Source organism: Clostridium sp. CS1-1 (assembly GCF_056135525.1).
Window position 1 is genome coordinate 455,174 of record NZ_CM148680.1, and the last position, 23,114, is coordinate 478,287.

A 23,114-nucleotide genomic window follows, 5' to 3' on the forward strand; every position below is an offset into this window, starting at 1 on the left:
GTAAATATAAATTTTGGAGGCGACGAGTATGGCACACAAAATTACCCTTATTCCTGGAGATGGAATAGGACCAGAAGTTACAGCAGCAGCTAGAAAAATTATTGATGCTGCAGGAGTTAAAATAGAATGGGAGGTAGTGGAAGCAGGAGCCGCTGTTATAGAAAAGTATGGTGTTCCACTTCCAGATTATGTATTAGAAAGCATAAAGAAAAATAAAGTTGCTTTAAAAGGGCCTATAACCACTCCTGTCGGGAAAGGGTTTAAAAGTGCAAATGTCACACTAAGGCAGGCTTTAAATCTTTATGCTAATATAAGGCCTATAAAAACTTATGAGGGAGTAAAATCTAGATATGATAATGTTGATCTTATCATTTTTAGAGAAAATACAGAGGATTTATACGCTGGAATAGAGCATATGGTTAGTGAGGATATTGCAGAAAGTATAAAAATTATATCTAAAAAAGCAAGTGATAAAATAATAAGAGCGGCCTTTGAATATGCTAGAACACATAATAGAAAAAAAGTTACAGCAGTTCATAAAGCTAATATAATGAAACTATCAGATGGACTTTTCTTAAAATGTGCAAAAGCTATAGCTGAAGAGTATAAGGATATAGAATTTGAAGATTTAATAGTAGATGCTATGAGCATGAAACTTGTTCTAAATCCTGAAAAATATGATGTACTTGTAATGCCTAATTTATATGGAGATATACTTTCAGATATGGCATCTGGACTTGTTGGAGGGCTCGGATTAATTGCAGGAGCCAACATAGGAGAAAACGGTGCAGTATTTGAAGCTGCTCATGGCTCTGCACCTGATATAGCAGGGCAGAATAAGGCAAACCCATCAGCGGTAATCTTATCAGCAGTAATGATGCTGAAGCATATTGGAGAAATAGAAGCAGCAGAAAGAATTGAAAAATCATTATCAGAAGTTATAAAAGAAGGAAAGAATGTGACAGTTGATTTAGGAGGAATTTCAGGGACTAGTGAATTTACCGAGTCAATAATTAATAAGTTGAACTAGGTTCAACTGGAACGTATGAAGCTTAATTTTATTACGTGGTGAAATTAAAGTATTAGAATAGTTGCTTAATAATACAAACTAATTAGAGGTCTATTATCAGATATACAATGATAATAGGTCTCTAATTTTGCTTTTATAAAAGTATAAATTATTATACAATTAGCATAGGGAGAATTATTGAAATTTGCAGGATTTTGTATAAAAATATCAATGTTAAGATTATTAAATTATAGGACGAGTATATATTTATTAATTGTATAATAATTTAAGTGTAAATGGGGTGCTAAGTTTGAAAATAAGAAATAAAGTATCTATTATTATGTTAATTTCTTTAATGCTAATAATTTTAGGAATCTATATCATAGCTAATATATTTTTTTTAGGAGAGGTAAAATCTCAGGAAAGAACTCAGATAACTGAAAGGGTAAATAGGGTAGAATACTTAATTAATGACACTATTGACGGAGTAAATACAATTTCATCAGATTGGGCACCTTGGGATGATACTTTAGATTTTATCAAGACTAATAACCCTAGATATATCCAAACTAACTTAAATGATACCACTTTTAATAACTTAAAAATTAATACGATGATTTTTTTAAATAAGGATAATGAAATAAAGTACTATTATTTTTATGATTTAGAAAATAAAAAGAAAATAGATATGCCTGAAGAATTATTAAACTATATTAAAAATAGAAATCATATAATATCTAATCATAAGAATGCCAATAGTATAATATCAGGTATAATATCTATAAATGGAAAGCCGATGATGATATCATCTCGACCTATAACTAATTCGGATGCTACCGGTCCTGTTGAAGGGACCTTAATCATTGGAAAGTACATAAATGTTTCCATTAAAAATAAGATTGAAAAGATTATAGATTCAAAAATAGAAGTACAAAGCGTCGATAAGTTAGAAGCTTCTAAAGGGATAATAAATATAAATAACAAAAAAATAAACTTTTCAAGTATAGAAAACATTCATTTAGAGGCAGTAGATGAAAACAATATACTAGCATATTACCCTATAAAGGGACTAGAAAATGAGCCATTATTTATATTGAAAATAAATAGTGCAAGAATAATTTATAATCATGGAGTTGATTCTGTAAGATTTTTTATTATGATGTTTGCACTCTGTACAATAATATTCTTTATACTTTGCACAATAATGTTAAGGGTATTTATAATCAAACCTATAGAGACTATTGGTAAAGAGGTAAGTGAAATAGATTTAACAAACAAAAGGCTCTCCAGTGTTAAATCAAGGGGGAATGATGAATTAGAAAAACTAGCAGTTGAAATAAATAATATGCTAGAGAAGATTGAACTTAGCAATAAACAGGAAGAGGAGCTTAAATATTTAACCTATTACGATAAGCTAACGGGAGCTTTCAATAGGGGATATTATGAATTTATACTAGGGAAGTTAAATAAAAGTGGAAAACTTCCTCTTTCTATAATAATGGGAGATTTAAATGGTCTTAAAATTACAAATGATACTTTTGGACATGAACAAGGAGATATGCTATTAAAGGAAGCTGCAGAGGTTCTAAAGTTAATTTGTGGACCTGGTGCTATTATATCTCGTTACGGCGGTGATGAATTCATAATATTAGTAGAGAATACTGATGAAGTAGAGGCAGAAAAAGTGTGCATGAAAATTAAATTGAATTGTTTAAGGAAAAAGGTAGGATCTATATCTATTAATATAGCATTAGGGCATGCAACTAAAGTTGATGCTCTGGAAGATATAGATGAAATTATTAAAAAAGCTGAGGACCGAATGTATAGAAATAAGCTATTAGAAGATAGAAGCATAAGAAATAATATTATTTCATCACTAACTAAAACATTATCAGAAAAAAGTAATGAGACAGAAGAACATGCTAATCGTATCTATAATTGGTGCGTAAGTATATGTAATAGTTTAGAGTTAAGTACTAGTAAAAAAAATGAATTGTATTTGTTAGCCAAGCTTCATGACATAGGCAAAATAGGAATAGATGATAAGATACTGAATAAGCCAGATAAACTAAATGAGGAAGAATGGAAGACTATGAAGACTCATTCGGAAATTGGATATAGAATAGCATCATCTACACCAGATTTAAGGCACATTGCCTACTATATACTGACTCATCATGAAAGATATGATGGAACAGGTTACCCTAAGGGATTGAAGGGGGAAGAGATTCCACTTATTTCAAGGATACTTGCTATAATAGATGCTTTTGATGTAATGACACATGACAGGCCTTATAAGAAGGCTATGTCGAAGGAAGAGGCTATAAAAGAATTAGCAAGATGTTCTGGAACACAATTTGATCCTCGTTTGCTTCCAGTATGTGTAGAGGTATTTAAAAATAAGTAAATAATACGAGTAAAAAATAAACAGGCTGTTAAAGAGAATTCTTTTAGAAGTTAGAATTAACACAAGATTTTCAAGCATATTTTTATGGTTTAATCTAGGATATAAGGGACTGTCTCAAAATGTATAGGAATACATTTTGAGACAGTCCCTTTTCCATTATATAACTGAAATTATATATTTATTTACTAAAGACGCTATATTAAACTAACATCTTTAGGTAAAAATGAGGTAAACTGTACCCTGTAAGATAGACACAGAAAAGAGGCTGTGCTATCTTACAGGGTATTTTTGTATTTAACAATTTAGTATAATGAAGAAAAAAGGGGAGAGTTCTATGGGCAAGTCAAGAAACAGAGACTTCATACAAGCTGAAATAGATATTTTGTCCAAAAATATGCATGTTAAAAATGTTACTCCAAAACAAATTACGTATACAGATGCCTTTAAAGAATTATTTATCGCTGAACATAATGAGGGGATGCTTCCTAGAGATATTTTTATAGAGAATGGATTTGATCCTGAGATGATAGGACAAAATCGAATCGATCGTTGTAGTGTAAGATGGCGTTCAAAAGCAAATCGCCCCGAAGGGGTTAGAGACATACGAAAAGGTAACTCTGGAACAACCAGAGGTTTAGAAGGCGAAATAAGTATTGAAGAGGAGTTAACGCGTTTAAAACAACAAAATCAATATCTAAAGCAAGAAAATTCATTTCTGCGGGAACTACGAAGATTGGAAAGGCAGGTGATGCCCAATTCAAAATTAAACCAGATGAAAAGTACAAAATAATTAGAAGATTGTCAGAAAAAAGTAAATGTTGTCTTGACATAAAATATATGTGCGAAATGGCTGGTGTCTCACGGTCGGGCTATTATTCATGGTTGCAAAGAGAAGATCACCGAATCAAAAAGGAAGAGCAAGACAGGAATGACTTTGAGCTTATTTTAAATGCGTTTCAGTTCAAAAACAGAAATAAAGGTGCAAGAAGCATAAAAATGTTCTTATTCAGGAAACTTGGTATCAATATGAATCTTAAAAAAATTCGTAGGCTAATGGCTAAGTATGGGGTACGTTGCCCTATAAGGAAACCTAATCCATATAAAAAGATTGGTAAAGCTATAAAAAGCCACGCTGTAGGGAATAAAGTAAATAGAGAGTTTTGTGTGGGTAAGCCTGGTAAAGTTCTACTGACAGATATAACTTACATATACTATGGTTCTGGAAAATGCGCATATCTATCAACTGTCAAAGATGGATGCACACGTCAAATACCATCTTATGTATTAAGTGAATCGCTTGAACTTCCTATTGCAACAGATACGATTAATTTTCTGATGGATAATAAAGCATACGTTATATCAAAAGATGCTTACTTGCATTCAGATCAAGGTATCCATTATACAAGCAGAAAGTTTCAAAACTTGATAAAGTCAAAAGGATTTATACAATCTATGTCAAGAAAAGGAAATTGTTGGGACAATGCTCCTCAAGAATCATTTTATGGTCATATGAAAGATGAGCTCAATCTTAGTCAATGTGAAACCTTTGAACAACTTAAATCAGAGATTGATGAATACATAGAGTATTACAATAATGAACGTTACCAGTGGGATCTTATGAAAATGACTCCCAATGAATACTATAGTTATTTGACTACAGGTATTATACCATATTAAAAATTTCACCTAGAAATTAATTTCTAGGTGAACAGCCTGTTTTATTGTGTACTTGACAAAGGGTACAGTTTACCTCATTTTAATTTAGCCTATATCCAATATCAGCATTTCTTAATTTATAAGTTTCATTTATAAGATGTTCTTTATTCTTTTCACCTTCTTGTGAAGAGAATAAGCTTTGCTGTGATCCTGCAGGAAAATACATTTTTAATAATCTGTCTTCTAATTCTTCTTGTAACTCTGCACTACCATCAGGAAGTATATGAATTACTTTGTAACCTTCTTTTACTAATTCAGGTGCAATCATTACACTTCGATGGCAGTCTATAGGATCCTTTTCTGTACACATTAAACAAATCTTGTATCCCTTATCTGTTCCGGAAACTAGCCTTTTTATTCCTTGTTTAAAATCATTGCTATTTATAATTTTTTCAAAATCCAAATACCCATTTGGATGAAACAGACATATATCATCCCTAACAGCACCAAATTCTTTTGCCATATAGATATCATAGATTCCATTAGAATTTAAAAATTTTTTTATAACATTTTTATTAAAATGAGGAACATATTTTGAGAAAGGAACACTTCTAATATCTATAATACAATTTATATTATATTTCTTCAGAAGTTCTAGAAAATAAAGATTATCATGAGAAGAATGCCCTATAGTATAAATTTCCCGCATACCATTACTTCCTTATTATAGTTTTGTGAAACACATTATTTATATTATATTTCCAGAAAAGTATAAGTTTTATACAATATCCTTTAGACTTAGTATATTGAAAATCTTCTCTCTCTATTTTTATTTATGAGTTCAGTTATTCCAGTGCCCACTGTACCATAACCAAGTACTGCTATAGACGCCATATAAATTCCCCTCCTGTTATTTTTGATGATAAAAGATTATAAAATATACCCTAAATGTATTACTGATTAAGCTATGTCTTAATCGTTAGATATTATAGGCTTCCTATGTTACAGCCAAGATTATCCCAAGGGCGTTTAAGGCTGCAGTTATTATAAAGTCTATCTAAAAACTCGCATAAAAACTCTCTATACTTTTCACACTCTAATAGAAAGGAATCGTGTCCAAAATTTGATTGAACCTCATGATATTGCAGGTCTACACCACTTAAGTTTAAGATATCCTTAGTTTTTCTTAGCTCACTTATATGGAAAAGTGCATCTGAAGAAACTGAAGCAAGTAAAACCTTAGCTTTTATACTACTAAGAGCTTTTTCATAGGAACCATATTCTCTTCTTAAATCAAATAAATCCATCGCTCTAGTAATATATAAATAAGTATTTGCATCAAACCTATTTACGAGTTTATTCCCTTGGTAGTTTAGGTAACTATCTATTTCAAACTCTGCATCAAAGCCTTGATAAAAATCCCTTATATTACTTTTCGTTTTTCTACCGAATTTTTTATTCATTAAGTCTTTTGTTTGATAAGTCAGCATAGCAACCATTCTTGCTATTGATAAACCATTATAAGGAGCAGTGGTATCGTAGTAATTTCCATTATTCCAGTTAGGATCACACATAATTGATTTTCTCATGATATGATTTATACCTATAGATTCTGTGCTTAGGTTAAGAGGTGATGCTAAGTTTATAACTCCATCCATAAAATCAGGATAAGATACTGCCCACTGAAGCGTTTGCAATCCGCCCATGGAACCACCAACTACAGCTAAAATGTGATGTATGTTAAAATAATCAAGTATTTTCTTTTGAGCATTAACCATGTCTTTTATAGTGATGATTGGAAAAGTAGTTCCGTAAGGTTTACCTGTTTCAGGATTTATTGATGATGGGCCTGTTGATCCGCTGCATCCTCCTAAAACATTTGAACAAATCAAGAAATATTTATTAGTATCAAAGATTTTGCAAGGACCTACAAAGTCTTCCCACCAACCAGCAATATCATTTAAATCATGTCTAGCTGGATGTGAATCGCCAGTTAGAGCATGTGTTATAAATATACAGTTATTCTTATCCTCATTTAGCTTACCATAAGTTTCGAAGCATAGAGTTACTGGGCCAAAGTTTTTACCACTTTCAAGTAGAAAGTCTTTATTTTCAGCAAAGGTTAAATACTCTTTAAAACCCTCTTTCTTGTAACTAAATTTATTCAAGATATACACCTCCAAAATTTAAGAACTAGCACAAGTAGTAAGTATTAGGATAACTTTACACATTGGAACTATATATAGATAACCAAATATAGAGCTCGACTTATATGCCGGGATATATTAGCAATTCTTCTGCACTATAAATACTTTTAATTCGTCTAAGGCTCGAATTTGAGAAAAGCTAAGAAGCTTTGATAACTCGCTTACGCTCAGACAATCAAATCTTCTAATCTTTTCTCAAATTCTGCGCCAAGACTCATAAAAAAGTATTTAAATGTGCTTCAGAATTACTAATATATCCCTATGTATAAGTCTAAAATGAAATTGATTTATCTATATAGATACCCAAATTAGAAAGTCGACTTATTCGGAGAGACGTAATACCAATTTGAGGATAGATTTAAATATTTTTTAGTAGTCTTAGCGAAGGATTTATGAAAAACTTAGAATCTTAGATTGTCTGAGCGTCGGCGAGTTATCGAAGATTCTTAGTTTTTCGTAAATCCTGAGCTTTAGACTTCTTAAAAATATTTAACGTACCGAAAATTGGTATTATTTCTCGGAGGGTAAGTCTACTTTCGGTGTTGCTTATCTATAAAAAGGACAATTGGCAATATGTTTTTACCATTACTTTCATTTTAGGAGTAAACAATGCTAATTGCCAATTGCCTAATACACAGTATTAACTTATTAAAGTATTGAGGGCTAAATTTGATCTAATGCAGCAGAAAGATCCTCAATTAAATCATTAGCATCTTCGATACCAATAGAAATTCTTATAAGTTCAGGTCTAACTCCTGCCTGAATTAGTTGTTCTTCATTAAGCTGGGAGTGAGTTGTAGAGGCTGGATGAATTATTAATGATTTAGCATCTCCAACGTTAGCAAGGTGTGAAAATATTTCTACCCCTTCTATTATCTTTTTACCAGCATCAACTCCACCTTTTACTCCGAAGGTGAATATAGAACCAGCTCCTAGAGGAAGGTATTTTTTTGATAAATTGAAGTACTTATTTCCTTCTAGCTCTGGATAGCTAACCCATTCAATCTTAGGATGATTGTTTAAGAACTCTACAATTTTTCTAGTGTTATCAACATGTTTTTGTACTCTAAGTGATAGGGTTTCAAGGCCTAATATTAGTAAGAAGGAGTTAAATGGTGATATACAAGCGCCTAAGTCTCTTAAAAGGGATACTCTTAGTTTAGTGATGTAAGCAGCAGCACCAACAGCTTCTACAAATTTAAGGCCGTGATAGCTTTCATCAGGTTCTACAAGTCCAGGGAATTTTCCATTATCCCAGTTGAATTTTCCTGAGTCTACAACTATGCCGCCTATAGATGTACCGTGTCCTCCAATAAACTTTGTAAGAGAATGAACTACTATATCTGCACCAAATTCAATTGGTCTGCAAAGATAAGGTGATGCAAAAGTGTTATCTACTATTAGAGGAATTCCATGCTTATGTGCAATATCTGCAACGGCTTGGATATCAACAAGGTTTATCCCTGGATTTCCTATGGTTTCTATATATACTGCCTTTGTCTTTTCAGTTATAGCAGCCTCAAAGTTTTCAGGTTCATCTGGGTCTACAAGATTAACTTTAATTCCAAAGTTTTTAAAAGTGTGGGAAAATAAAGTATATGTTCCTCCATAAAGTGTAGCAGCAGCCACTATTTCATCTCCAGCACCTGCAATGTTTGTTATTGCATAAGTAATTGCGGCCATTCCTGACGCAGTAGCCACGGCACCAACTCCACCCTCAAGCTGAGAAACTCTTTCTTCTAATACAGCTGTGGTCGGGTTCGTTAACCTTGTATAGATATTTCCAACTTCTGAAAGACCAAATAAGTTAGCAGCATGTTCCACGCTATCAAAAACATAAGATGATGTTTGATAAATTGGAACCGCTCTTGATTTGCTGCTTGCATCTGGTGTATGTCCTCCATGTGCTTGAATAGTGTCAAATCTTAATTTTCTTGTCATAATAAATTCCTCCTTAAATAATTAAAGTTTAATATTTGAACGGAACTTCTATGTTGAGAATTCGATATAAGTTATTAGATTCTAATATTTGGTAAAATAAAAAACTTCTCGTGCAAATGAGACACAAGAAGTTTTAATCTTCATGCTTCTCATCTTTCAGGTTTTCACCTGCTGGAATTAGCACCGTTGAATATATATTCAGGTTGCCGGGCATCGTAGGGCCAGTCCCTCCGCCTCTCTGGATAAGAAGTTCCGTATTCGATTGAGATTATGATACCAAATATTAGAATATGATGTCAATACCCTAAAAAAAGTTTTTGAAATTATATTGAAATCAACTTGCATAGAAGTGCGGATAATTCTAAAGTTTCAGTCATAAAAGTTTTTTATACTACTTTCAGGCTAAGAATACCATGAGGAATAATATGGACTAGTGATTAATATAATTATTTTATATGTTCGACTATAAAAAAGTTCAAGGATTCTCTAATTACTTGAATTATAGTTATTTTAAGCGGTTTAAAAAATTTAATAAGCTAAGTAATTATATATTGACAAGCTTTTTAAAAAGTATTATGATTACATAAAATGTAATTGAATATAGTTTTCTTATCAAGAGTGGTGGAGGGACTGGCCCTATGAAACCCGACAACCGGCATTTTATTTTGAATGTATCGGTGTCAATTCCTGCAGAATAATGGTTATTCTGACAGATAAGAAGAACGGCCTAAGAATATTTGAGAGAATTTCTAGAGCTGCTTTTCTTATGGAAAAGCAGCTCTTTTAAATTATAGATAAAACAACACAAAGATAGACGTACACTCCGGGATATATTAGCGATTCTTCTGCACCATAAATACTTTTTAATTCGTCTAAAGCTTGGCTACAAGGAAAAGCCAAGAACTTCGATAAACTCGCTGTCGCTCAGACATATCGAAGTTCTAAGCTTTTCCTTGTAACCTCGCTAAGACTCACAAAAAAGTATTTAAATGTGCTTCAGAATCACTAATATATCCCTCTGTATAGGTCAAACTTCTAATTTGTATATCTATATAGATATCGCAATTCAAACTTTGACTTATGAATGTGCTAGAACCGAGTAAATTGAGGGAATTGTTTATGTTCATAAGTCTAGATTTGAAGTTGTTCATCTATATGAAGAGATTGAGAAAAAATGTATATTTATTGTATGATCGGAGGTAGTAAATGTTTATAAAAGATATATTGTCGAATAAGAAATTAACCTTATCATTTGAAATATTCCCACCTAAAAAGGATAAATCGTTAGATGGTATGTATAGAACTATTGAGGAGCTAAAAGAACTAAATCCAGATTTCATAAGTGTAACTTATGGAGCTGGGGGAAGTAGTAAGGATAGGACAATTAAGTTAGTTTCAGATATAAAAAATAAATTTGATATAGAATCAGTAGTCCACTTGACCTGTGTAACTTCTACGAGAGAGGAGATTAAAAGCATTTTAGGAGAACTTAAAAATAATAATATCAACAATGTTCTCGCTCTAAGAGGAGATATACCAAAAAAATTTATAGCAAAAGATAATTTAGATTATAAGAATTCTAAAGATTTAATCTGTGAATTGAAAGAAAGGAGAGATTTCTGTATATCTGCAGCGGTTTATCCAGAAGGACATTTAGAGTACAAAGACATAGATGGTGAAATAAAGCATCTTAAAGAAAAGGTGGACTGTGGAGCGGAAGTCTTAATTACTCAGCTTTTCTTTGATAATAATAAATTTTACGAATTCAAAGAAAAGCTATATAAGTATAATATTAATGTTCCTATTATTGTAGGTATCATGCCAGCTGTGGATAAAGCTTTAATAGACCGAATAGCATTGCTTTCGGGTGCAAATATACCTGATAAGATAAAGAGAATTATGTATAAATATGAAAATTCAAAGGAGGCTTTAGCTGAAGCAGGAATAGCTTATGCTACAGAACAAATATCAGATTTAGTTGCAAATGGTATTCAGGGAATACACTTATATTCAATGAATAAACCAGATATTGCGAGAAGAATTGTAAAAAATATAGAAGGTATTCGTAAAGCTGTAAATACAATCTAAAAAAACTTATAATAGACTTATTAGTATGGTGAGAGGATGTGCTTAAGGTGATATTAAAAAATTTATTTAAGAATAAGTTTATTTTCTTTGATGGAGCTATGGGAACTATGCTTCAACGAGAAGGACTTAAGGTAGGAGAATTACCAGAAACTCTTAATATAACTAATCCAGAGATTATATTTAAAATACATAAGCAGTATATAGATGCGGGATCAGATGTTATAATTACAAATACTTTTGGAGCAAATGAATTAAAGTATAGTAGTTCAAGTTATTCTGTAGAAGAAGTTATCACTGCTGGAATCAAGGTTTCTAGGAAAGCGGCAGGTGATAAGCTTGTAGCTCTTGACATTGGGCCAACAGGACAAATTATGGAGCCAACAGGGACCTTAAGTTTTGAAAGTGCTTATGAATTATTTAAGAAACAGGTTATTGTAGGAGAAAAAGCTGGAGCTGATTTAATTTTGATAGAAACAATGTCAGATTTGTATGAGGCAAAAGCGGCAATACTTGCAGCAAAAGAAAATAGTTCTCTTCCGGTATTTTGTACTATGACCTTCCAAGAAAACGGAAGAACATTAATGGGAACAGATCCAAAGACTATGGTATTTGTACTAGAGGGGCTTGGAGTAGATGCTATTGGAGTTAACTGCTCACTAGGGCCGAAGGAATTAATGCCTATAGTCGAGGAAATTCTTAAATATTCCTCAATCCCTGTAATGGTACAGCCAAATGCTGGACTTCCAAGATATGACGGTGAAAAGACTGTTTATGATATAACTCAAAAAGAATTCGCAGACTATATAAAGATTATGGCTAAAAGGGGTGTGCAAATCTTTGGAGGATGCTGCGGTACAGATCCTAATTATATTGAATTATCCATAAAAGCGCTAGCAGAGTTGACACCTGTAGAGGTCAAACCTAAAAACTATACTGCAATTTGTTCTGCTACTGAAACTTTAATTTTAGATGGTAAAGTAACAATCATAGGTGAAAGAATCAATCCTACTGGTAAGAAGAGATATAAACAAGAGTTAAAAGAAAAAAGTGTAAATTATATTCAAGAAGAAGCAATTAAACAGAAGGAAGAAGGAGCAGTTATATTAGGACTAAATGTAGGGCTTCCTGAAATAGATGAAAAAGAAATGATGATAAAAGCAGTAAAAGCAGTACAAAAGGTTGTACAGTTACCTATAGATATTGACAGTCCAACACCTTCAGTTTTAGAGGCTGGTGCCAGAGTTTATAATGGTAAGCCTATAATAAATTCAGTAAACGGAAAAGAAGAAAATATGAAAAAGGTATTTCCTATAGTTAAAAAGTATGGTGGTTGTGTTATTGCTCTTACTATTGATGAAAAAGGACTACCTGATAGCTTTGAAGAAAGAGTCAAAATAGCTGAAAAGATAATAGATACAGCTAAAACTTATGGAATAGACAAAAAAGATATAATTATTGATTGTCTTGCACTTACGGCTTCGGCGCAACAGAAAGATGTTTTAGAAACCATAAAGGCTATAAAGATTATAAAAGAAAAGTTTGAAGTTAATACTGTTCTTGGTGTGAGCAATGTATCTTATGGTATGCCGGAAAGAGGACTTTTAAATAGAACTTTCCTTACTATGGCACTTCAAGCAGGACTTACTATGCCAATTATAAATACTGCTGATGAAGGAATGAAATCGACTATCTATGCTTTTGAAGTTCTCGCAAATATAGATAGAGAAGGTAAGAATTATATTAGTAAATATGGTGTGAATGCTGTAGATAAAAATAAGGATAATTATATAAAAGAAAGTAACACCGCAGCAAAAAATTTAAAACAAATAATAATAGACGGGATGGAAGAAGAAGCAATTTTAAGTACAGAAAGATTATTAAGTACTAAAGAACCTATAGAAATAGTAAATTCATATATTATACCTGCACTAGATATTGTAGGAGAAATGTACGAAACTAAAGAAATTTTCCTTCCACAGCTTATACAATCTGCAGAAACAGTAAAAAAGTCATTCGAAGTTATAAAAAAGAGTATGTTGTCTAGTGGAGAAAGTAGTATAGAAAAAGGAAAGATAGTAGTTGCAACGGTTAAAGGAGATATACACGATATAGGGAAAAATATTGTAAAGGTATTGCTAGAAAACTACGGCTTTGAGGTTATAGATTTAGGTAAAGATGTGCCAATAGAGAAAGTAGTAGATGCGGTAAAAGAATATAATATTAAACTTGTAGGGTTAAGTGCTCTTATGACTACAACTGTAGCGAATATGAAAAAGACAATTGAAGCTTTAAGAAAAAATAATTTAGATTGTAAGGTTATGGTTGGAGGCGCAGTGCTCAATGAGGAATATGCAAAAATGATAGGCGCAGATTTCTATGCTAGAGATGCTAGAGATGCAGTTAAGATTGCTGAAGAAATTTTTAGCTAAAGCTATGAAATGCAGCTACTACATGATTTTTAGTCGACAGGTAATTGATCGGAGTTAAACCAAACGTGTAAGGGGCTGTTCACAGTTTTTATGTATTATAATACATAAAGATGTGAACTGTTCCATACTAATTAATAAAAATATTTATATGGAATATTTTTATTAATTAGTATAAAATAATATAATAATTGGGTTTTTTGGAGGTAGAAATGAAGGAGAAGATAAGTAAATTTGTTCCAGAAATAAAGGGAACTCTTAGAGATAAAATAATAGTTGTTCCGGAAGCAATAAGAGGTGCAAGTGGTATAAAGATTTTTGGTAAAAGATTAAAATCTTTTTTATTTACAACTGATGTTGCAGTTATAAAAAACACTAATGCCGATGCAATAATAGCTGTATACCCATTTACTCCACAACCTGTAATTACAGAAGCAATACTAGCTGCATCAGATGTACCTGTTTTTTGTGGCGTAGGCGGTGGACTTACTATGGGTAAGAGAGTAGTTAACCTAGCGCTAGATGCGGAGTTTAAGGGTGCAATGGGTGTTGTTGTAAATGCTCCAACTTCTAACGAGGTAGTATCAGCTGTGAGGGACACAATAGATATACCAATTGTGGTTACAGTGGTGTCGGAAAATGAAAATTTTGAAGAAAGAATAAAAGCAGGAGTTACCATATTTAATGTATCTGCCGGTAAAGAAACAGCACAAGTAGTAAGAAAAATAAGAGAAGCTTATCCTAATTTTCCCATAATGGCTACTGGTGGAAAGACAGAAGAGAGCGTAAAGGAAACAATTGAGGCGGGAGCTAATGCTATATCATATACGCCACCTACGACTGCAGAGTTGTTTAGGGAAATAATGATTAAACATAGAAATAATAAATAATAAGAAATTGAGAATGAGTAAATTTTAAGCATTCTCAATTTTTTTTATTCTTTTTTGTAATAAGTTATTGCATAATTATAATAATAGATGTATAATTATTACATGATAAAGATAAGGAGCTAAGGAGTTAAAAAATTGAAAGGTCGTGATTTTGTTGGATATGGTTGCAATAAAGAATACATTGCCTATCCTATTAAAGGGGAGTGTAATGACGGTTGAGCTAACAGTTATTACTCTAATTATGGGAACAATACTTGGGATTTTTCTAGCGCTTTTAAAGCTTTCTAAAAATAGAGCATTAAGATGGATTTCGAGTTTTTATACATGGATATTCAGGGGAACACCATTACTATTACAATTATTCTTTTTCTATTATGGACTACCCTTCATAGGAATTAAGCTAACACCTTTTGAAGCAGCTGTTATTGGACTAGGATTGAACTGTGCTGCATATATGGGGGAAATAATAAGAGGGGGAATACAATCCATTGATAAGGGGCAGTTTGAAGCATCAAAGGCTTTAGGTTTTACTTACACAGATACAATGAGAAGAATAATACTTCCTCAGACTTTTAAAGTTATAATACCACCTGTAGGAAATGAATTTATAGCAATGCTTAAGGATACTTCATTAGTGTCAACAATAGCTATGGTGGAACTTATGAGATCAGCACAGCAAATGTATGCTACAACTTTTAAACCTATCGAAGTGTTTTTAACAGCTGGCTTGTTGTATCTAGTAATGACAACCATATTTACAGGAGTATTCTCGCTATTTGAAAGAAAGTTATCAGTTTATTAATATATTCTAAGAAAAGGAGGAACAAGCTTATGGAAAGTGCAATTCAAAATAATTATATAGATTTTTCACCTAAGAGTTATATGATAGAGGCCACTAATTTAACCAAGAAATTTAATAATCTTACTGTATTTGAGAACTTAAATGTCAAAGTTAAAAAAGGGGAAGTTTTAGTTGTTATTGGCCCTTCAGGTTCAGGTAAAAGTACCTTTTTAAGATGTCTTAATCATTTGGAAGATATAGATGGTGGAAAGGTAGTTATTGAAGGGGAAGAATTAAATCCAAAGGATAAGAAGTCTATTAGAAGCATAACTACAAAGATGGGAATGGTTTTTCAAAATTTCAATTTGTTTCCACATATGACGTCTCTCCAAAATGTTTCAGAGGCACCAATCATTGTTAAGAAGGAAAATAAGTCTGCAGTTTTAGAAAGAGCAAAAAAGCTTTTAGCAAAGGTGGGGCTTGAAGATAAAGTTGATTATTATCCGTCCAAGCTTTCAGGTGGACAAAAGCAGAGGGTTGCTATAGCAAGAGCACTTGCCATGAACCCAGATATAATGCTCTTTGATGAACCTACATCAGCATTAGATCCTGAGCTTGTTGGAGAAGTTTTAAATGTAATGAAAGACCTTGCAAAAGAAGGCATGACCATGGTAGTTGTTACTCACGAAATGGGATTTGCAAAAGAAGTTGCAGATAGAGTTATATTTATGGATGGAGGAAAAATTGTAGAACAAGGAACTCCAGAACAGATATTTTCTCGTCCGAGAGAAGCGAGAACGAAAGCATTTTTGGAGAAGGTACTTTAGGAAGAAATATAGCACTTTAATGTGGGTGTGTGTTTAAATATGCATTTTTAGGGACTAAAATATTAAAAAAGTTGATAGTGGAAAAATATCAACTTAAAAAATTGGAGGGTTTATAAATGAAAGATAAAGTTGTTTTAGCATATTCAGGAGGACTAGACACATCAATAATAATTCCTTGGTTAAAGGAAAACTATGATCTTGATGTTATTGCAGTTTGCATAAATGTAGGCCAAGGAGATGACATGGAGGAAGTAAGGGAGAAGGCAATAAGAACGGGAGCTTCTAAAATATATGTTGAAGATTTAACTGAAGAGTTTGTAACTGATTATTTATTTAAAGGTATAAAAGCAGGAGCTTTGTATGAAGAGAAATATATGCTAGGAACTTCATATGCAAGACCACTAATGGCTAAGAGATTAGTAGAGATAGCACATGCTGAAGGAGCAACTTATATTGCTCATGGATGTACTGGAAAAGGAAATGATCAAGTACGTTTTGAGCTTGGAGTAGCAGCTTTTGATCCTACAATTAAAATAATTGCACCTTGGAGAATATGGGATATAGCTTCAAGAGAAGATGCTATAGATTATGCTAAGGCTAAAGGCGTAGATGTACCAGTAACTAAGGAAAAGATATATTCAAGAGATAGAAACCTATGGCACTTAAGTCATGAAGGTGGAGAGCTTGAAAAACCACAAAACGAGCATAAGCAAGATATGTATCTTATGACAACTCCTCCTGAAAAGGCAAAGGACGAAGTTACTTATGTAGAAGTATATTTTGAACAAGGAGTACCTAAAAAGTTAAATGGAGAGGACATAGCTCCAGTTGAACTTATAGAAGTTCTAAACAAAATAGGTGGAGAAAATGGAATAGGAATAATTGATATAATTGAAAATAGATTAGTTGGAATGAAATCAAGAGGAGTTTATGAGACTCCAGGTGGAACAATCCTTTATGCAGCACATAAAGAGCTTGAAAGATTAACTCTTGATAAGCAAACTTTCCACTTTAAACAAATGGTATCTCAAAAATACGGAGAATTAGTATATGAAGGACTATGGTTTACACCATTAAAAGAATCATTAGACGCTTTCGTAGATGTTACTCAGAAAAATGTAACTGGTTCAGTAAAATTAAAATTATATAAAGGTAATATAATGGTAGCTGGTGTAGATACACCATATGCTCTTTATGATGAAAGTATATCTTCCTTTGGTGCAAGTGCATACAGCCACAAAGATGCAGAAGGCTTTATAAATTTATTTGGTCTTCCATATAAGATTAAAGCTATGATGGAAAAGAATAAGGAAGTTTAATTATGAAACTTTGGGGTGGAAGATTTAAGAAGGCTGAAAATAAGCTTATGGAGGACTTTAATAGTTCTCTAAGCTTTGACAGAACTCTTTATTATGAAGATATACAAGGAAGCATAGCACATGTTAAGATGCTTACCAAGTGTAGCATTTTAACGAAGGAAGAATGTGAAACCATAATAAATGGACTAAACTCTATACTTTCGGATATAGAGAATGAAACTCTCTTAATCGAAGGAGATTATGAAGATATTCATAGCTTTATAGAAACTAATTTAATAGAAAGAATTGGTCAGGTAGGTAAAAAGCTTCATACAGCTAGAAGTAGAAATGACCAGGTAGCGGTAGATTTAAGGCTTTATGCCAAGAAAAAAGCTTTTGAGGTAGTGGATAATATAGAAATTCTTCAAGAAGTCATAGTAAAGCTTGGCGAAGAAAATAATTTCTTAATGCCAGGATATACTCATCTTCAAAGAGCACAGGTTGTGACTTTCAAACATCACATTATGGCTTATCACAACATGCTTGTAAGAGATAGAAAGAGAGTATTAAATGCTATTGTAATATTAGATGAAAGCCCGCTAGGTTGTTGTGCATTAGCAGGAACAACTTATAATACAGACAGGGATTTTACCGCTAAGGAGTTAGGTTTTAAAAAACCTGTAGATAACTTTTTAGATGGAGTAAGCGATAGAGACTATGTTATAGAATTACTGTCTTGTTTTTCAATAATAATGATGCATTTAAGTCGTTTAAGCGAAGAGTTGATTCTTTGGAGTACAAAGGAATTTGATTTTATTCAAATAGATGATGAGTTTTCAACAGGAAGCAGTATCATGCCTCAAAAGAAGAATCCGGATGCTGCAGAACTTATAAGAGGAAAAACGGGGAGAGTATACGGGGGACTCATGTCACTGCTGACGACAATGAAAGGCATTCCCCTTGCCTACAACAAGGATATGCAGGAAGATAAAGAACAGTTTTTTAACTCCTTAGACACCGTTTTAAGCTGTTTAAAGATAATGAGTGGTATGCTCTCCTCTCTAAAAGTTAAAAAAGAAAACACATTTAATGCTGTTAAAAAAGGATTTTTAAATGCTACAGAGGCTGCAGATTACCTAGTAAACAAAGGAATGCCATTTAGGGATGCACATAAAGTAATAGGGGAAATAGTACTTTATTGTGAAGATAAGAATAAGGCTATAGAAGATATTTCTTTAGAAGAATTAAAGGGATTTAGTGAACTCTTTGGAGAAGACGTATATGAGTTCATTGATTATAATAACACCTTAAGCAGAGGAATAAAGAAGGAACTTAAATAAAACGTAACTTCTATAAAAAAGAGGAGAACCATAAAAGGCTTTCCTCTTTTTTATCTTATAAACTAATACTATCTAACATCACCTGTATCTCTATGCCTATCTCTTCCAAAGAATGAAAGAGCATATAGACCAGCTATACCAACAAGAGCATATATAATTCTAGTAAGAGCTGTTCCAGTACCAAATAGTGAATCTACTAGATTAAAACGAAAGAATCCTATTAATCCCCAATTGATAGCTCCTATAACAACTAATAGTAATGATATTCCATCTAGTGCTCTCATATTAAACATCTCCTTTATTATTTTATACAAAACTATTATTTGCATATTTTAAAAAAATATAAGCAAAAAAATAAAAAGGGAAGCTTTTTCCCTTTTTACTTATTATTCACTAAAAATTGATGAAGGACATTACATATATATTAAAAATATATGATAAAAGTAATATATGTATTCTTAATTATTTGCAATGATAACTTAAGTTTTAATTTATAAAGGATTAATTTAAAAATTTAGCTTTGAGAATCTAGAATATTAATCTCTATATTTCTGTCAATAGGCTGGAATAAGGATATAAAAGTATCTGTTCTTTGAATACCTTCGATAGCTTGAATCTTTTTCATAAGCAGATTCTGAAGATCAGATATATTTTTACATATAACTTTAGCAAATATGGAGTATTCACCAGTAGTGTAGTGAAGTTCTACAATTTCCTTTACTAATCTTAGCTGTTCTAATGCGTCACCAAAGGTTTTAGCTCTATCAAGATAAATACCAATAAAACAACACACATCGTATCCAAGCTTTGAATTATCTATTATAAGTTTTGTTCCTTTTATTATTCCCATGTCTTCCATCTTTTTCATTCTTACATGGATAGTTCCGCCACTAACATGGCATTTTCTAGCTATTTCTAGAAACGGAGTTCTAGAATCCTTAATTAGAATATCTAATATTTGAAGATCTAAATCGTCTAAATCATTTAACTTTAAACCCATATTAATCACTCCTTAGCAATATTTAAAAAAATCAAGTACATATCTTAAGTAATAATTTACTAGTATTACACTGGTATTTTTTATCAAATTAATAAATAAAACGTTATCAGTGATATTAATTTTATCAAATGTTAATATAAATGACAACTTAATCATGAGATGTTAAGAAAAAATAATATTTCATTAAAGTAACTTTAAGTTAAAAAAGAAGTAGTTATATACTTTAGTAGAAAAATTAAATAGGTATGGTATATAATTTATAAGATAAGGATTGTTTTTTTAGGTATCCATTGGTTGTAAATTAGCGGTGTAAAAAAGGTATTGATATAAAAGAAAAAGTATATGATAATAGAGTTAATATACATAATTTAAGGGGGAACGATATTATGCCATTGTGGTTAACGGTAGTTTTACAAATTTTGTTTTTCGTTGTAATATTTTTAGTTGTTTATAATCAATTGAAAATCCGTGTTTTATCAAAGCTTCATCCAAATAAGTGGGTTATTTTAGCATTAGCTATAATATCATTTTTTTTACCAACAATGATAGCTTCTTATTATAAATATAATTTAAATGGCACTGTATGGCAGTATGTTCAATCTGCGGTATTTATAGTATTCTTCTTATGGTTTGTAGATCTAAGATCTGGAGCAATATATAAAACTACAAATGGAAGATCAAACTATGGAAAAAAAGATATTGCAATTAAACCAAAAGCTAAACCAAATAGAGTAAATAAAAAATAGAATTAGGCGCTATAGATAAGCAACACCGAAAGTAGACTTATCCTCCGAGACATAATACCAATTTTCGGTACGTTAAATATTTTTAAGAAGTCTAAAGCTCAGGATTTACGAAAAACTAAGAATCTTCGATAACTCGCTAACGCTCAGACAATCTAAGATTCTAAGTTTTTCATAAATCCTTCGCTAAGACTACTAAAAAATATTTAAATCTATCCTCAAATTGGTATTATTTCTCTCCGAATAAGTCTACTTTCTAATTTTGATATCTATAGATATATTTCTAAGCATCGGATGAAGTTTAAGCTCATCTGATGCTTAGAAATCATTATCCAAGGTTTAATCTCTATTTTGGGAAAAGATTGGGTAGTCCTTAGATAAGTTTTGACGGTACTTGTTTTAAAGTATAGATATGGAATTAAAAGCTTATGGTAGCTTTGAGTATGACAACGACTTCTAGTCGATATAATTATCAAAAAATGTCGATAAAAATCGAAAAATGTTTTTTTGACAAATATGTTGACTAATTATGTTAATAATGATATTATTATATTGTAAGCGAAGTCGAAATTTATCAATAAAGCCACTCATTTGGTAGAGCTTTAGATAAATGAGCTTTTTATTAATAAATATCCCCTATTTAAGCCGCATGCTCCCCCATGTTGGCTTTTTTTCTTTTTTGCTAAATATTCATATAAATACTGGTATTGTCCGGACTACAATAAGATATATTTTAAGTATATAATTAAAACATAGCTCGTAAAGCCTAAGAGTAGAATTATTATTTTACTTTTAGGTTTTCTATTTTTTGGTATAAATTTTGCTAATATTTATATAATCATAATAGAAAGTTTATACAGGGGGATGATTTTAATGCCATTAATGACAGGAGAACAATATGAAGAGAGTCTTCGTAAACTAAATTTAAAGGTCTACGCATTTGGAGAATTAATTGAAAATCCAGTAGATAATCCTATTATTCGCCCATCAATGAATTCTGTAAAAATGACTTATGACTTAGCTCAAATGCCGGAGCATGAGGATCTTATGACTACTACCTCAAATCTTACAGGAGAAAAAATTAATCGTTTCACTACAATTCACATGAGTTCAGATGACTTAGTAAAGAAGGTTAAAATGCAAAGATTATGTGGTCAAAAAACTGCTTCGTGTTTTCAAAGATGTGTTGGTATGGACGCATTTAATGCAGAATATAGTACTACATTTGAAGTGGACAAGGCTCACGGTACCAACTATCATGAAAGATTTAAAAACTTCATGGAATATGTTCAAGAAAATGACCTGACTGTTGATGGAGCTATGACTGACCCAAAAGGAGATAGAGGACTAGGTCCAAGCAAGCAGGCTGATCTAGATTTATATTTAAGAGTCGTTGAAAGAAGACCAGATGGTGTTGTAGTTAGAGGAGCTAAGGTTCATCAAACTGGAATATGTAATTCTCATGAGGTTTTAGTTATGCCAACTATTGCAATGAGACCAGAAGACAAGGATTTTGCTATATCTTTTGCTGTACCTACAGATTCTGAAGGTATATTTATGGTTCTAGGGCGTCAATCATGCGATACAAGAAAAGGTGAAGATGGCGCAGATATTGATGTGGGGAATAAGCAATTTGGAGGAGTAGAAGCCTTAACTATATTTGATAACGTATTTGTTCCAAATGAAAGAATATTCCTTGACGGAGAAACTGAGTTTGCAGGTATGTTAGTTGAAAGATTTGCAGGGTATCACCGCCAAAGTTATGGTGGATGTAAGGTTGGAGTTGGTGACGTCTTAATAGGAGCTACCGCTGTGGCGGCAGACTATAATGGGGCGAGCAAAGCATCACATGTTAAGGATAAAATTATAGAAATGACTCACCTTAATGAGACATTATATGCTTGTGGAATTGCATGTTCATCAGAAGGTTATAAAACTGAATCCGGAAATTACTTAATAGACCTATTACTTGCCAATGTTTGTAAGCAAAACGTTACAAGATTCCCGTATGAAATAGCAAGGCTTGCAGAGGATATAGCCGGTGGACTTATGGTAACTATGCCTTCAGAAAAAGACTTTAGAGACTCAAAGATAGGACCTTATGTTGAAAAATACTTAAGAGGAACTCAATCAGTTTCTACAGAAAACAGAATGAGAATATTAAGAGTTATAGAAAATTTAACTCTTGGAACAGCTGCGGTTGGATACAGAACAGAGTCAATGCATGGAGCAGGATCTCCTCAGGCACAAAGAATAATGATATCTAGACAAAGTAATTTAGCTCATAAAAAAGCACTAGCAAAAGACATAGCTAGAATAGAAGAATAAAGATTTTATTAAAAAAACATTAGTTACTTCACAAAGTGATTATGAAAAGGTTAAAAATGTAATTTCTAACTCAAATGTAGACATTACTTAATTACTTTGAGGAATTGAGATCAATATATCAAATTGTATAGAGTCATAAATACACAAAGTTATTTATATATTTATCATTAAAA

Annotated in this window: 17 protein-coding genes and 2 riboswitches; of the genes, 12 read left to right on the forward strand and 5 right to left on the reverse strand. The window is 32.0% G+C overall.

Annotation, left to right across the window (positions count from 1 at the left end; all coding sequences use genetic code 11):
* Positions 1–28: 28 nt before the first annotated feature.
* The 3 genes from AC0N0V_RS01990 to AC0N0V_RS02000 all read left to right on the forward strand — a co-directional run bounded on the left by AC0N0V_RS01990 (position 29) and on the right by AC0N0V_RS02000 (position 5,093).
* On the forward strand, positions 29–1,030 hold the full coding sequence (locus AC0N0V_RS01990; RefSeq protein ID WP_474461881.1) for an isocitrate/isopropylmalate dehydrogenase family protein: 1,002 nt from the start codon (positions 29–31) through the stop codon (positions 1,028–1,030).
* Positions 1,031–1,319: 289 nt separating this feature from the next.
* Positions 1,320–3,416: an HD domain-containing phosphohydrolase gene (locus tag AC0N0V_RS01995; protein ID WP_474461882.1), complete on the forward strand. Its 2,097-nt coding sequence runs from the start codon at positions 1,320–1,322 to the stop codon at positions 3,414–3,416.
* Between the two features lie 334 nt (positions 3,417–3,750).
* A protein-coding gene (locus tag AC0N0V_RS02000; RefSeq protein WP_474464388.1) for an IS3 family transposase occupies positions 3,751–5,093 on the forward strand; the annotation gives its coding sequence in 2 pieces (ribosomal slippage) (positions 3,751–4,158 and positions 4,161–5,093; 1,341 coding nt in all).
* A 79-nt stretch (positions 5,094–5,172) separates the two neighbouring features.
* Here the strand turns inward: AC0N0V_RS02000 and AC0N0V_RS02005 are convergent.
* From AC0N0V_RS02005 to AC0N0V_RS02015, 3 genes are all read right to left on the reverse strand, one after another.
* Positions 5,173–5,781, reverse strand: coding sequence for a DUF488 domain-containing protein (locus AC0N0V_RS02005; RefSeq protein WP_474461883.1), 609 nt, complete (start codon positions 5,779–5,781; stop codon positions 5,173–5,175).
* A 277-nt stretch (positions 5,782–6,058) separates the two neighbouring features.
* The gene (metX, locus tag AC0N0V_RS02010; protein ID WP_474461884.1) at positions 6,059–7,240 is read right to left on the reverse strand and encodes a homoserine O-acetyltransferase MetX; all 1,182 of its coding nucleotides are present in this window, start codon (positions 7,238–7,240) and stop codon (positions 6,059–6,061) included.
* A 702-nt stretch (positions 7,241–7,942) separates the two neighbouring features.
* Complete coding sequence (locus AC0N0V_RS02015; RefSeq protein WP_474461885.1) at positions 7,943–9,220, reverse strand: O-acetylhomoserine aminocarboxypropyltransferase/cysteine synthase family protein; 1,278 nt, start codon at positions 9,218–9,220, stop codon at positions 7,943–7,945.
* Positions 9,221–9,366: 146 nt separating this feature from the next.
* A riboswitch (SAM riboswitch) is annotated at positions 9,367–9,469 on the reverse strand.
* A 357-nt stretch (positions 9,470–9,826) separates the two neighbouring features.
* A riboswitch (SAM riboswitch) is annotated at positions 9,827–9,940 on the forward strand.
* A gap of 486 nt (positions 9,941–10,426) precedes the next feature.
* On the opposite strand from AC0N0V_RS02015, the gene metF reads away from it, so the two are divergent.
* The 7 genes from metF to argH all read left to right on the forward strand — a co-directional run bounded on the left by metF (position 10,427) and on the right by argH (position 18,870).
* Positions 10,427–11,308 (forward strand): methylenetetrahydrofolate reductase [NAD(P)H], encoded by an 882-nt coding sequence (gene metF / locus AC0N0V_RS02020; RefSeq protein WP_474461886.1) that lies wholly within the window; start codon positions 10,427–10,429, stop codon positions 11,306–11,308.
* 47 nt (positions 11,309–11,355) lie between these two features.
* Complete coding sequence (locus AC0N0V_RS02025) at positions 11,356–13,737, forward strand: homocysteine S-methyltransferase family protein (RefSeq protein ID WP_474461887.1); 2,382 nt, start codon at positions 11,356–11,358, stop codon at positions 13,735–13,737.
* A 209-nt stretch (positions 13,738–13,946) separates the two neighbouring features.
* Positions 13,947–14,624, forward strand: coding sequence for a hydrolase (locus AC0N0V_RS02030; RefSeq protein WP_474461888.1), 678 nt, complete (start codon positions 13,947–13,949; stop codon positions 14,622–14,624).
* A 154-nt stretch (positions 14,625–14,778) separates the two neighbouring features.
* On the forward strand, positions 14,779–15,426 hold the full coding sequence (ehuC, locus tag AC0N0V_RS02035; RefSeq protein WP_474464405.1) for an ectoine/hydroxyectoine ABC transporter permease subunit EhuC: 648 nt from the start codon (positions 14,779–14,781) through the stop codon (positions 15,424–15,426).
* 29 nt (positions 15,427–15,455) lie between these two features.
* On the forward strand, positions 15,456–16,232 hold the full coding sequence (locus AC0N0V_RS02040) for an amino acid ABC transporter ATP-binding protein (protein ID WP_474461889.1): 777 nt from the start codon (positions 15,456–15,458) through the stop codon (positions 16,230–16,232).
* 116 nt (positions 16,233–16,348) lie between these two features.
* The gene (locus AC0N0V_RS02045; protein WP_474461890.1) at positions 16,349–17,551 is read left to right on the forward strand and encodes an argininosuccinate synthase; all 1,203 of its coding nucleotides are present in this window, start codon (positions 16,349–16,351) and stop codon (positions 17,549–17,551) included.
* A gap of 2 nt (positions 17,552–17,553) precedes the next feature.
* Positions 17,554–18,870, forward strand: a complete 1,317-nt coding sequence (gene argH, locus AC0N0V_RS02050) for an argininosuccinate lyase (protein WP_474461891.1) — start codon at positions 17,554–17,556, stop codon at positions 18,868–18,870.
* A 68-nt stretch (positions 18,871–18,938) separates the two neighbouring features.
* Here argH and AC0N0V_RS02055 read toward each other — a convergent pair whose 3' ends face one another.
* Both AC0N0V_RS02055 and AC0N0V_RS02060 read right to left on the reverse strand, forming a co-directional pair.
* Complete coding sequence (locus AC0N0V_RS02055) at positions 18,939–19,154, reverse strand: DUF378 domain-containing protein (RefSeq protein WP_474461892.1); 216 nt, start codon at positions 19,152–19,154, stop codon at positions 18,939–18,941.
* 230 nt (positions 19,155–19,384) lie between these two features.
* Positions 19,385–19,870, reverse strand: a complete 486-nt coding sequence (locus AC0N0V_RS02060) for an Lrp/AsnC ligand binding domain-containing protein (protein ID WP_474461893.1) — start codon at positions 19,868–19,870, stop codon at positions 19,385–19,387.
* A 386-nt stretch (positions 19,871–20,256) separates the two neighbouring features.
* Between AC0N0V_RS02060 and AC0N0V_RS02065 the strand changes: the two genes are divergently transcribed.
* Positions 20,257–20,616: a hypothetical protein gene (locus tag AC0N0V_RS02065; RefSeq protein WP_474461894.1), complete on the forward strand. Its 360-nt coding sequence runs from the start codon at positions 20,257–20,259 to the stop codon at positions 20,614–20,616.
* A gap of 870 nt (positions 20,617–21,486) precedes the next feature.
* Entirely contained in the window at positions 21,487–22,941 is a 1,455-nt protein-coding gene (locus AC0N0V_RS02070; RefSeq protein ID WP_474461895.1) for a 4-hydroxyphenylacetate 3-hydroxylase family protein, read from the forward strand.
* The last annotated feature ends 173 nt before the right edge of the window (positions 22,942–23,114 follow it).